Source organism: Oligella sp. HMSC05A10 (assembly GCF_001808335.1).
Lineage (GTDB): Bacteria > Pseudomonadota > Gammaproteobacteria > Burkholderiales > Burkholderiaceae_B > Oligella > Oligella urethralis.
This window is the reverse complement of record NZ_KV792962.1, coordinates 21,333-33,084: the sequence shown is the minus strand read 5'-3', so window position 1 is coordinate 33,084 and position 11,752 is coordinate 21,333. Positions and strand designations below refer to the sequence as shown.

Genomic DNA, 11,752 nt, shown 5'->3' with positions numbered 1-11,752 from the left:
AAGTTACACAAAATTATTTACAGGCTCTGTTTGAAACTACAAACCGCCTTCTAAAGGGCGGTTTTTTTTATTTAAGGAAAATAATGAAACAGATTCATTTTGTGTTACAAGGCAAAGGTGGTGTGGGCAAAAGCTTTGTCGCTTCCCTACTCGCTCAGTATTTAAAGACCAATAATGACCAGGTGCATTGCTATGACACTGATCCAGTTAACCAGACTTTCAGTCGTTATAAAACGCTGGACGTTGAGGTCGTCAACATTCTAACTGAACATAAAAGCATTGATGTATCTAGGTTCGATGCGTTAATCGAGGATTTACTTGAAAAAGACGGTGTGGCCGTGATTGATAACGGAGCAGCAACTTTCGTCCCGCTCATGTCTTACATTCGTGAAAGCGGTGTAATTGAGTTACTAAAGGAAAGTGGTGTAGATGTCGTGGTACATGTACCGCTTCAGGCAGGTCAAGGCATTAAGGATACGGTGCAAGGTTTGCTGGAAGTGCTTGGAACCCTTCAGACAAACGTTGTCGTCTGGCTCAATCACTACTGGGGCCGCATTGAGCTAAATAACAGCCCTGTGTTTGAGCAATCCAATGTTTATAAAGAGAACTCAAATCAAATCACAGCCGTAATCGAGCTTGAAAACTACAACCCGGATACCTTCGGCAAGGATATTCAGGAAATGACTACAGATCATCTTACTTTTGATGAGGTACAGCAGTCTGCACAATTTAAGCTAATGCCAAAGCAGCGACTTAAAAAAGTGCAACGTGACGTGTTTAATCAACTAGCTCAAAAGACATTTTTTGAGCGAATCATGGAGAATCCAAATGGAGTTAAAAGTTAACAAACTTAAGTTTAAATGTTTGCTGCCACTGGCAGCATTTTTTTTGGGCGGAGCAGCACAAGCGCAAGAATTGCCGGAGGTTGATTTACTAACAGGTGATACTCGCCTAGCTTGTGAAGCAGTACTTTGTTTGTCTAGCGGTACTCGCCCAGGAGAATGTGCGCCGGCATTAAGACGCTACTTTGGTATCACTGATCCACGGCCACACAAAATGATTCAAAAGCGAATTGACTTTTTAAATATGTGTCCAGCAGCAAATGAACCGGATATGCCAGGCTTGATCACTGCCATTGCCAACGGTGCAGGTCGTTGTGATGCGCAACACTTAAACGCTTATAACCGAAAGAAAGTAGTTAAACGGGTTTGTACGCCCTCATTCGGAATGTTTGGGGAATCAACTTGTACGACTGAAGTAATCACAGTGGTTTCAGATAAAAAGCCATCTTATTGCCGTGCATATGAGGGGCATGATTTCACGTTTGAAATTGAAACTCACTATGTAGGTACACCAACTACCGGTGGCCGATGGGTTGAGCCAAAAGACTATGATAAAGCGTTGCAAGAGTATAACGACAATTATCAATCAGAGAACAAAAACTCAAGAACAAAGGTTGAATACATTGACTATGACAAGTGGAGTGACGGACGGCGTTGATAATCGGCCGAGCCATGATGAGCAAGTAACAACTTTAACGCCGACGCAAATAGTTGAAGAAGTTTTTATGCTGACAAGGCAACGTATTGATGAGTCTGATCCAATCGTGGCCTTGCTTGTGTTTGTAGACCGACAGCTAGCCAGTCATCGCCAACTACTCAAAGAGTACGATCAAGGATTTTTTGGCCAGTTGGATGGCCGCTTAGCTGGACTCAATAAAACGTATGAGTCGCTATCTGCTTATCGAGAGATGGTGACCACAGAGTTATTGACAATCACAAAAAAAGAAACAGCACAAGAAGCTGAGAAACACGCTAAAGCAATCAAGGACACTCAGAATCGGCGTGATACGTTGATGATGGGAGCAATAGGTGGCTTATTCTTTCTTCAGCTACTGTTATTTATAGTTTTTATTTTCAAAGGTTAGCAATGAATATGAGAACGTTAAAAGCAGCTGCGGCTGCTTTTTTTATAACCTCTGGTGTAGCCCAGGCCGCTGAACCAGCTGCGCCGGTTAACTTCAATGAGCTTGCCAAACAATGCGCTTCAGGAGTGCATTACAACACGATGCAGGCGGTAGCTCGCACGGAAAGCGGTTTTAATCCGTATGCAATTGGTGTAGTAGGCGGTGCTATTAAGCAGCCCACCACTTTTTCTGAAGCGGTGGAGGCGGCTAGGCAACTGGACAAGGCCGGTCGCAACTTCAGTATGGGGTTAAGCCAGATTAACCGCTATAACCTAGCTAAATACGGATTGGATTATGAATCAGTCTTTGACCCATGTCTTAATTTAAAAGTAGGTGCTGAAATACTATCTGAATGTTTTGGTCGTGCATCCGGTAATGACCAGGAGGCGCTGCAAAAAGCCTTGTCTTGTTATTACTCAGGTAACTTCAGGACAGGATTCACCCAAGATTTGGCTGGACAGCCAAGTTATGTGCAGCGAGTCATCGCTGCCGCCGGTAAGAATCATGATAGTCAGGTTATTAAGCAAGCAGAAGCTAAGCCAGCGGTTGAGGCTAAACCAGTGATTCCTGAGCTTGATCCGAACACGCCTGCTCCGGTACAAGTCAAAGTAACAGCCAAACCAAGCAAACCTAAACCCAAAAAACCAGCTCAGGTTGTGGTAGCAGCTGCTTCTGAAACCAAAGAAAAAGCACCGTGGGATGCTTTTGGTGACTGGTAAACGCTTGAGGATATGAAATGAATAAGCAAGAGGATTATGCCCTTTCTATTAATGAAGTGGCTGAACTCTTAGGAGTCAGCTATTGGACGATTTACGCTAAGCGTCACGAATTAGGATTTAGACTGCCAGGTGGCCGTAAATGGTACATATGGCGCTCAGCACTTGATAATTTTGGAAAAAAGCGTAACAATGTATTCCGATTATCTGTGCTGGCAAGAGAGGATACTTCATGCCAATATACAGAAAAAACAGCAACCAGAATGCCATCTGGTGGATTGACATCAGGACACCAGGCGGCAAAAGAGTTAGACGATCTACTGGCACAAGGAACAAAAAAGAAGCCCAAGAGTACCACGACCGCTTAAAAGCTGAATTGTGGCGAGAGAATAAACTAGGAGATAAGCCTGATTATACGTTTGATGAGGCTGCTATCCAGGTTTTAAAGTTAGCGGCCAGTGAGCGAGATTATGCTGTAAAAGCCAGGCACATTAGATACTGGCGCGACCACTTTGGTGGTAGAACATTAAGCTCTTTAACCGCACCGGAGATTATTAACTGCCTGCCAACGCATCAGTTGCCAAAGCCCGATCCAAAGGGAAACTTAAAGTTAAGCAAAGCTACTCAAAACCGCTATCTTTCAACCATGTCTAGGCTACTAAACTTGGCTTACAAAGATGGCAGGATTGACAGGTTACCTCACTTAACAAAGTTTAAAGAAGCCCCAGTACGGGTTAGGTGGATCACTAGGGAGCAGGCTCAACTGCTGATTCAACAATTGAGTCAGCGCTGGATGAGAAATGCAGTAATTTTTGCATTATCAACAGGCGCTCGTGCAAATGAAATATTATCGCTTGAGTGGTCACAGGTTAATTTAAACGAAAAGGTTGCCTGGTTAACTGCTGACAAAACTAAATCAGGAAAGGCTAGGCCCATTCCTTTGAATGACGATGCCTGCGCTGTTTTAAAATCGTGTCAAGGTGATGATCCCCGTTGGGTTTTTGTAAGAAATACAACGGGACAGAATCCTAAGACGATTAACCATAAGTCGTTTAATGCCGCCACAAAAGCTGTTGGACTGGATGATTTTCATTTTCACGATCTAAGACATACTTGGGCCTCTTGGCACGTCCAAGCCGGAACGCCTTTATTTGTCCTGAAGGAAATGGGCGGATGGGAAACATTGGAAATGGTTAAAAAGTATGTCCACCTCAATGCTTCTCATCTGGCAGAATACTCATCTGCGGTCACCTTTTGGTCACCCCTTGATGATTTAGGGCAGAGAAAAAGCCACCTACAAATGGCTGTAAATGGCTAACTTACTGGCTTTCTAGTGGTCCCCCCAGCCGGACTTGAACCGGCGACCAAAGGATTATGAGTCCTCTGCTCTAACCAACTGAGCTACAGGGGGCTTTTGATACGTGCCTTAATCTAAACAATCAGAGCACATCACTGGATGCATAGCAATTACGCTAAGCTGTTAATGATAGCTTAACTAGTTAATAAAATCAATTCACAATAGTCGCAACTTCAATTGCTATCTTTAATAAAAACGACTAGTATTAGTGATTAACTGGCTCATCCTCAATTTGTTCCTATCTTTTTGGTGTCGCTATGAGTTTAGCTTTGCGTCAATATCCCATGTGGGTTGGTATTCTGACCTTAGTACTGTCAATTATCTCTTTATGCACCGGCACCTCATTTGCAAAAACACTCTTCTCAGAGGTCGGCGCAGTCGGAACAACAACCTTTAGGATTTTTTTCTCAGCCTGTATTTTATGGTTGATTTGGCGACCTTGGCGCATCCCCGTGACCCGCTCGGATTTAGCCACTATTGTGCCTTATGGTATCTGCATTGTGGGGATGAACCTACCCTTTTATCTGGCACTACAAAGCTTACCCGTCGGTATCGCACTGGCGATTGAGTTTATTGGCCCCTTGAGTTTAGCTATTTATACGTCCAGAACACGTTTTGATTTTCTGTGGATTGCTTTTGCTATCATCGGCCTATATCTGCTCCTTTGGCCAGATGCGGATTCGGAGCAATTAATCGCACTGGATTTAGTCGGTGTGATTTACGCTATTATTGCCGGGGCATTTTGGGCAGCCTATATCGTCTTTGGACAAAGAGCACGTCGTGTACATCCAGCGCATGTGACTGCCTATGGACTGACCATTGCTGCCATGATCATTTTGCCATTTGGTTTAATCAGCGGTGGTGCCAATATGTTTAATCCTAACCTCTTACTGTTCGGATTGAGCATTGCGGTGTTATCCAGCGCCCTACCCTATAGCTTAGAAGTCTTTGCGCTGCGGATTTTACCGGCCAAAACCTTTAGTATTATGCTGAGTTTGGAGCCTGCCGTGGGCGCATTAGCAGGCATAATTATCCTTGGCGAAGTGCTAGCAGCTAAGCAATGGCTCGCCATTTTACTAGTGGTCTGCGCTTCAGCAGGCTGCACGGCCACAGCGGTACGAAATAATCGCAAGGATAATACTAACAAAGCCGCCAATTAAGTAAAGCAGTAGCTCTACCGCGATATTAAATTTTAATATTAAACTATATGACTACATCACAGCGTCAATATCCCATGTCGCTAGGTGCGCTAGCGCTAGTACTATCGATATTTTCACTCTGCATCGGTAATTCGTTTGCAAAGGGATTATTCGAGGCTGCCGGCCCCGTGGGTGCTACCACCCTTAGACTATTGTTTTCCACCCTATTTATGATGCTGTTTTGGCGCCCTTGGCGCATTGCGCTAACCCGTTCAGATTTAGCGACAATTATCCCCTACGGTCTGTGCATGGTCGGCATGAACAGCACCTTTTATTTAGCCATTGACAGATTACCACTCGGGGTGACCTTAGCGATTCAATTTTCAGGGCCCTTGGCAGTTGCCGTCCTCTCTTCTCGATCACGTATGGACTTTGTCTGGGTACTGCTGGCCTTGGCTGGACTTTATTTACTCTTGTGGCCAGGTCACGCAGCAAATGATACGCTAAAACTTGACTCCATCGGCGTGGTCTATGCCTTGATTGCCGGTGCATTTTGGGGCATGTATATCCTCGTGGGGCGACGCGCACGTTTAATTCACCCAGGATTGATTACTTCCTATGGCTTTGCCACTGCCTCATTAATTATTTTGCCGATTGGGCTGATACAGAATGGTCCTCAACTAATTAATCCCACAGTATTATTATTCGGTCTAGGTATCGCCCTACTCTCTAGCGCCATTCCTTTTACCTTAGAGATCTTCTCACTGCGGATTTTACCCATAAAAACCTTCAGTATTATGGTGAGTTTAGAACCGGCCGTGGGTGCACTAACAGGGATTGTTATTTTAAATGAGTTCTTAGATTTGCGAGAATGGCTGGCGGTCATTTTAATCGTCAGTGCGGCAATTGGCACCACCGCTACCGCAGTACAGAGTGGCAGAAGAGAAAAACGCCGAGAACAAAAATAATCTTTGCTCTCGGCCTTAAGTATCATTAAGGGTACAAACCACGTACCTTGCGCTGCTCCAAAATACGCGTGCAAGCAATAATATAGGCTGCAGTGCGCATACTGACGCCGTGGTACTTGGCAGTTTCACGAATCGCACGGTAGGCCTCGCGCATCATGCGTTCCAGACGATGATTAATCTCGTCCACAGTCCAGAAAAAGCTGGAGAAGTCCTGTACCCACTCAAAATAACTAACGGTCACACCGCCTGCATTTGCCAGCACATCTGGCACGATAAAGACCCCCTTATCGCTCAGGATATCGTCAGCCGCTGGTGTGGTCGGACCATTAGCCCCTTCAACTAAAATTTTAGTGTTAACGCTATGCGCATTTTTCTCAGTCACTTGATTTTCCAAAGCGGCTGGGATCAACAAATCGGTCTCGGTCGCCCAAAACTCATCTACTGAAATCTCAGTTGCACCTTCGAAGCCCTTAATGCCGCCATGGTGTTCGACATGTTCAAGTAGCTTGTAAATATCAATGCCCTCTTCATTGGCCACGGTCGCTGTGTGATCTTGGAGTGCGATGACTTTAGCACCCGCTTCAAAAAATAAACGAGCCGCTGTGCCACCAACATTACCAAAGCCCTGTATCACAACTCGTGCGCCCTGAAGGTCAATGCCTTGATCCCTCGCCGCCTCACAGGCAGCCACATACACCCCACGCCCAGTCGCTTCCACCCGACCTAAACTACCGCCAAGGGCAATCGGCTTACCCGTGACGACGCCCGAGGTAGTATAGCCTTGGTTCATCGAAAAGGTATCCATCATCCAAGCCATCACTTGTGGACCAGTGTTAACGTCCGGTGCGGGAATATCCTTTAACGGACCGATAATGCTACCAATTTCAGAAGTATAGCGACGGGTCACGCGTTCAAGCTCTTTTTGGGAATAATTACGGGGGTCGATCCGAATACCGCCTTTGGCACCACCAAAAGGTAGATCCACGGCAGCACATTTAATCGACATCCAGCCGGCTAAAGCCATCACCTCGGATAGATTCACATCCTGATGGAAACGCACTCCGCCCTTACCCGGACCACGGATGGTATTGTGCTGTACACGATAGCCTTCAAAATGCGCAAAGCTGCCATCATCTAGCTCAATCGGCACGTCCACCACCATAATGGTTTTAGGGCGTTTCAAGGTTTCAATCCATGGGGACAAACTGCCCATATAAGGGGCAATACGATCAATTTGCTCTAAAAAAATACCCCAAGCACCTAAATCATTCTGATTTAAATAAGAGGGTAATGCATGCTTAGGAACGCTTGACTGTTGATCCACAAGACTCTCCAATTAATTTAAACGTGATGTTAGTACAGTAACAGATTTGCTCACTAATTACACCCAAAATAAAAATCCCCGAACATTTGCTCGGGGACTTCTGTATCACATGATGCCGTAGTGACTATCTAGCCGAAATCGGTGTTACATCACGCTTAGCTGCACCAATGTAGATCTGACGTGGACGACCGATCTTATAATCAGGATCGCCAAGCATTTCATTCCATTGAGCAATCCAACCAACGGTACGCGCCAAGGCAAAGATTGCGGTAAAGAGTGACGTTGGGATACCGATAGCACGCTGAACAATACCAGAGTAGAAGTCTACGTTAGGGTATAGCTTACGCTCAACAAAGTACTCGTCCTCTAGTGCAATACGCTCTAGTTCCATCGCGAGTTTGAATAAAGGATCGTTTTCCAAACCTAAAGCGGACAGTACCTCTTTACACGTTTCTTGCATTAATTTCGCACGTGGATCGTAGTTTTTATACACACGATGACCGAAGCCCATGAGGCGCGCAGGATTATTTTTATCCTTGACCGCTTCCATAAACTGGCCAACTTTTTCAATACCGCCATTGGCTTGAATTTCTTCAAGCATGGTCAAGCAAGCCTCGTTCGCACCACCATGCGAAGGACCCCACAAGCACGCCACACCCGCAGCAATCGCTGCAAATGGGTTAGTACCTGAAGAACCGCAAAGTCTGACTGTTGAGGTAGATGCGTTTTGCTCGTGATCGGCATGAAGAATTAGGATACGGTCTAGCGCACGTTCAACCACCTCATTGACCTGATAATCTTCGCACGGCGTAGCAAACATTTGACGTAGGAAGTTACCACTATAAGATAAGTCGTTACGTGGGTAGATGTATGGCTCACCCTTGTTGTACTTATAGGCCATGGCAACCATCGTCGGCATTTTAGCAATTAAGCGAATCGCCGAAATCTCACGGTGACGCGGATTACTAATATCCGTTGAGTCGTGATAGAAAGCCGATAAAGCACCAACCAAACCAGTCAATACAGCCATCGGGTGAGCGTCACGACGGAAGCCGCGTAAGAAGAAATGCATTTGTTCATTAACCATATTATGACGGTTAATCGATACATCAAACTCCTTCTTCTGCTCCGCATTTGGTAGCTCGCCATGTAAGAGTAAATAGCAAACCTCTAAGAAGTCGCAATTTACAGCCAGCTGCTCGATCGGATAACCACGGTAGAGTAACTCACCCTTATCACCGTCAATGTAGGTGATTGATGAGCCGCAAGAGGCTGTCGACATAAAACCCGGGTCATAAGTAAACTTGCCGGTTTGACCGTACAACTTACGAATATCCATCACATCAGGGCCGATGGTCCCCTCATAAATCGGCAGTTCGATGGATGGCGAACCGTCTGAAAAGCTTAATGTGGCTTTTTTATCGGATAATTGCATCTTGATTTTTTCCTTTTAAATAAGCGCTTAGACAGCGATTAGGCCTTGCGAATCAAGTGAACAAGTCGGCATATATTATCAGTGTGGTAGTCGCCTTCAGGTTCTTTTTTGCCTAATAAAATGTCTAATAGCTGGTTGTCGTCTAACGTAAACAAGTGTGTTAGCGATAATACATCTTCATCACTTAATTGCTCTTCATAAAGATCAAGAAAGTTCGTAAGAATTAAATCGTTTTCCAATAAACCGCGCCGTGCACGCCAACGAAGGCGTGCACGGGCAAGTTCAACCTCTGATATGCTCATTCCTTGTACTCTAACAAGTCAGTGTACAGTCACTAAACTGTACGACGAACTAACATCTCTTTGATCTTACCAATGGCGCGAGTCGGATTTAGTCCCTTAGGACAGGCATCCACGCAGTTCATGATGGTATGACAACGGAACAAGCGGTATGGATCCTCAAGGTTATCCAAGCGCTCTGTGGTTGCTTCATCACGGCTATCAGCAAGCCAACGATAAGCTTGTAATAAACCTGCAGGACCCACAAACTTATCCGGATTCCACCAGAAAGAAGGACACGAAGTAGAGCAACAGGCACATAGAATACATTCATACAAGCCATCTAACTCTTCGCGAGCTTGTGGGCTTTGTAGGCGCTCTTTCTCTGGTGGTGGCGTATTATTCACAAGGTATGGACGTACTGAATGATACTGATTGAAGAAGTATGTCATATCAACAATCAGGTCACGGATCACCGGAAGACCCGGTAGCGGACGTAACACAATCGGCTCTTTTAAATCATTCAAGTTGGTAATACACGCCAAGGTGTTTTTACCATTCACGTTCATCGCATCAGAGCCACAAACACCCTCACGGCAAGAGCGACGAATTGAAATACTATCATCTACGTCATTTTTGATGCGTACAATAGCATCCAACAGCATTTTGTCAGTTGGTTTCAGCTCAACATCCAATTTCTGCATATATGGTCGCTCGTCCTTGTCCGGATCGTAGCGATAAATCTCAAATTTAACAATTCGTTTAGACATAATTTCAACCTATACCAATTAGAATGTACGTTTCTGAGGCTCAACTGTTTTAGCAGTTAAGGGTTTCATCTGAACCGGCTTATACTCTAAGCGACTGCCCTCTGAATACCATAAGGTGTGCTTTAACCAATTCACGTCATCACGCTCAGGATAGTCATTTAGGGCGTGAGCACCACGACTCTCAGTACGTGCAGCGGCTGATGTGATAGTAGCGCGCGCAACCTCAATCATGTTGGAAATCTCTAAGGCCTCTTGACGAGCCATGTTAAAGACTTTGGATTTGTCTTTAAAGTAAATGTGATTAGCACGCTCGGCGATTTCCTCGATTTGCTCAACACCCTCATTAAGCAGCTTTAAGGTACGGAATACGCCACAGTGGCTCTGCATCGAGATACGCATTGCATCACCTACTTCTTGCACTTTCTCACCGGAAGTACGGTTTTCAAGTTCACTTACACGTGCGATTGACTTATCAACGGCTTCTTTAGGTAGATCCTGGTGCGCTCTTTGCTTTTCTAAATGCTCAGACACTAAGTGATTACCAGTGGCTCGACCAAACACGATTAAGTCAAGCAATGAGTTAGTACCTAAGCGATTCGCACCATGTACCGAAACAGCTGCACACTCACCCACAGCGTAGAGACCATTAATCACCTTATTCTCGCCGTTAACATAGTCTAATACCTGACCTTGAATATTGGTAGGAAGACCACCCATCTGATAGTGGATTGTTGGCACCACAGGGATAGGATCTTTAATCGGGTCAACGTTACCAAAGCGGATTGCAATTTCACGAATCGATGGTAGACGCTTATTAATCACGTCTGCACCTAAGTGATCAAGCTTTAACAATACGTGATCTGCATTAGGACCACAGCCGCGACCCTCTTTAATTTCTTGGTCCATCGAACGTGAAACGAAGTCACGTGGCGCCAAGTCCTTAAGCGTCGGTGCATAACGCTCCATAAAGCGCTCACCGTCTTTGTTTAATAAAATACCGCCCTCACCGCGTACACCCTCGGTAATCAGTACACCGGCACCAGCGACACCGGTTGGGTGGAATTGCCAGAACTCTAAATCCTGTAACGGAATACCGGCACGAGCCGCCATACCTAAACCGTCACCGGTATTAATAAAGGCGTTAGTCGAAGCAGCCCAAATACGGCCCGCACCACCCGTCGCTAATACGGTCGCCTTACCCTCTAAAATATAAATATCACCGGTTTCCATCTCAAGTGCTGTCACACCGAGTACATCACCGTCTTCGTTACGTAGTAAGTCTAAGGCCATCCACTCAACAAAGAACTGAGTGCGAGCCGCAACGTTACGCTGATATAAGGTGTGCAATAAGGCATGACCAGTACGGTCAGCTACGGCACAAGCACGTTGAACCGGCTTTTCACCATGATTCGCAGTGTGACCACCAAATGGACGCTGATAAATCGTACCGTCGGGGTTACGGTCAAATGGCATACCAAAGTGCTCTAACTCATACACCGCATTCGGCGCTTCACGGCAAAGGAACTCAATCGCATCCTGGTCACCTAACCAGTCGGAGCCCTTAACCGTATCATACATATGCCATTCCCAATGGTCCTCACTCATATTGCCAAGCGAAGCACTAACACCACCTTGAGCTGCCACCGTGTGCGAACGAGTCGGGAAAACTTTAGATAAAACAGCAACAGACAAGCCAGCCTGAGCTAATTGTAATGAACAGCGCATACCGGCACCACCGGCACCCACAACAACCACGTCAAATTGACGACGGGGTAAAGAAGAATGAATTGCAACCACGG

At 45.6% G+C, this 11,752-nt stretch carries 13 protein-coding genes and 1 tRNA gene; 8 read left to right on the top strand and 6 right to left on the bottom strand.

The genetic code is table 11. The features are described from left to right. The 6 genes from HMPREF3144_RS11145 to HMPREF3144_RS11125 form a co-directional block, all read left to right on the top strand. On the top strand, positions 1 to 845 hold an 845-nt coding region (locus tag HMPREF3144_RS11145), incomplete at its 5' end, for a nucleotide-binding protein (RefSeq protein ID WP_246823986.1). Continuing rightward, a complete protein-coding gene (locus tag HMPREF3144_RS11140; protein ID WP_070477930.1) occupies positions 829 to 1,500 on the top strand; it encodes a TrbM/KikA/MpfK family conjugal transfer protein in 672 nt (223 codons plus the stop codon). The genes HMPREF3144_RS11145 and HMPREF3144_RS11140, both read left to right, overlap by 17 nt. Then, entirely contained in the window at positions 1,472 to 1,927 is a 456-nt protein-coding gene (locus HMPREF3144_RS11135) for a hypothetical protein (RefSeq protein WP_040613979.1), read from the top strand. The genes HMPREF3144_RS11140 and HMPREF3144_RS11135 overlap by 29 nt, the downstream gene beginning before the upstream one ends. Before the next feature lie 2 nt (positions 1,928 to 1,929). Continuing rightward, positions 1,930 to 2,685 carry a lytic transglycosylase domain-containing protein gene (locus tag HMPREF3144_RS11130; RefSeq protein WP_070477925.1) on the top strand — a complete coding sequence of 252 codons (756 nt, stop codon included), beginning with the start codon at positions 1,930 to 1,932 and terminating at the stop codon, positions 2,683 to 2,685. A 17-nt stretch (positions 2,686 to 2,702) separates the two neighbouring features. Continuing rightward, on the top strand, positions 2,703 to 3,050 hold the full coding sequence (locus tag HMPREF3144_RS11935; RefSeq protein WP_083290455.1) for a helix-turn-helix transcriptional regulator: 348 nt from the start codon (positions 2,703 to 2,705) through the stop codon (positions 3,048 to 3,050). A gap of 8 nt (positions 3,051 to 3,058) precedes the next feature. Beyond that, entirely contained in the window at positions 3,059 to 4,000 is a 942-nt protein-coding gene (locus HMPREF3144_RS11125; RefSeq protein ID WP_246823980.1) for a tyrosine-type recombinase/integrase, read from the top strand. A gap of 16 nt (positions 4,001 to 4,016) precedes the next feature. On the opposite strand, the gene HMPREF3144_RS11120 is transcribed toward HMPREF3144_RS11125, so the two are convergent. Further along, positions 4,017 to 4,093, bottom strand: a tRNA-Ile gene (locus tag HMPREF3144_RS11120). A 203-nt stretch (positions 4,094 to 4,296) separates the two neighbouring features. Between HMPREF3144_RS11120 and HMPREF3144_RS11115 the strand changes: the two genes are divergently transcribed. Both HMPREF3144_RS11115 and HMPREF3144_RS11110 read left to right on the top strand, forming a co-directional pair. After that, positions 4,297 to 5,199, top strand: coding sequence for an EamA family transporter (locus HMPREF3144_RS11115; protein ID WP_070477921.1), 903 nt, complete (start codon positions 4,297 to 4,299; stop codon positions 5,197 to 5,199). 47 nt (positions 5,200 to 5,246) lie between these two features. Beyond that, complete coding sequence (locus tag HMPREF3144_RS11110) at positions 5,247 to 6,146, top strand: EamA family transporter (protein ID WP_070477917.1); 900 nt, start codon at positions 5,247 to 5,249, stop codon at positions 6,144 to 6,146. A 25-nt stretch (positions 6,147 to 6,171) separates the two neighbouring features. Here the strand turns inward: HMPREF3144_RS11110 and HMPREF3144_RS11105 are convergent, their stop codons facing one another. From HMPREF3144_RS11105 to sdhA, 5 genes are all read right to left on the bottom strand, one after another. Further along, on the bottom strand, positions 6,172 to 7,470 hold the full coding sequence (locus HMPREF3144_RS11105; RefSeq protein ID WP_018025796.1) for a Glu/Leu/Phe/Val family dehydrogenase: 1,299 nt from the start codon (positions 7,468 to 7,470) through the stop codon (positions 6,172 to 6,174). 124 nt (positions 7,471 to 7,594) lie between these two features. Beyond that, complete coding sequence (locus HMPREF3144_RS11100; protein WP_018025795.1) at positions 7,595 to 8,905, bottom strand: citrate synthase; 1,311 nt, start codon at positions 8,903 to 8,905, stop codon at positions 7,595 to 7,597. A 38-nt stretch (positions 8,906 to 8,943) separates the two neighbouring features. Continuing rightward, positions 8,944 to 9,207, bottom strand: coding sequence for an FAD assembly factor SdhE (locus HMPREF3144_RS11095; RefSeq protein WP_018025794.1), 264 nt, complete (start codon positions 9,205 to 9,207; stop codon positions 8,944 to 8,946). Between the two features lie 32 nt (positions 9,208 to 9,239). Further along, positions 9,240 to 9,956: a succinate dehydrogenase iron-sulfur subunit gene (locus HMPREF3144_RS11090; protein WP_026156762.1), complete on the bottom strand. Its 717-nt coding sequence runs from the start codon at positions 9,954 to 9,956 to the stop codon at positions 9,240 to 9,242. A gap of 15 nt (positions 9,957 to 9,971) precedes the next feature. Further along, entirely contained in the window at positions 9,972 to 11,750 is a 1,779-nt protein-coding gene (gene sdhA / locus HMPREF3144_RS11085) for a succinate dehydrogenase flavoprotein subunit (protein ID WP_018025792.1), read from the bottom strand. Positions 11,751 to 11,752 lie beyond the last annotated feature (2 nt).

Coding starts and splice junctions, on each gene's coding strand:
- HMPREF3144_RS11115 (WP_070477921.1), top strand. CDS start 4,297: ATGAGTTTAGCTTTGCGTCAATATCCCATGTGGGTTGGTATTCTGACC.
- HMPREF3144_RS11130 (WP_070477925.1), top strand. CDS start 1,930: ATGAATATGAGAACGTTAAAAGCAGCTGCGGCTGCTTTTTTTATAACC.
- HMPREF3144_RS11095 (WP_018025794.1), bottom strand. CDS start 9,207: ATGAGCATATCAGAGGTTGAACTTGCCCGTGCACGCCTTCGTTGGCGT.
- HMPREF3144_RS11935 (WP_083290455.1), top strand. CDS start 2,703: ATGAATAAGCAAGAGGATTATGCCCTTTCTATTAATGAAGTGGCTGAA.
- HMPREF3144_RS11140 (WP_070477930.1), top strand. CDS start 829: ATGGAGTTAAAAGTTAACAAACTTAAGTTTAAATGTTTGCTGCCACTG.
- HMPREF3144_RS11110 (WP_070477917.1), top strand. CDS start 5,247: ATGACTACATCACAGCGTCAATATCCCATGTCGCTAGGTGCGCTAGCG.
- HMPREF3144_RS11135 (WP_040613979.1), top strand. CDS start 1,472: ATGACAAGTGGAGTGACGGACGGCGTTGATAATCGGCCGAGCCATGAT.
- HMPREF3144_RS11100 (WP_018025795.1), bottom strand. CDS start 8,905: ATGCAATTATCCGATAAAAAAGCCACATTAAGCTTTTCAGACGGTTCG.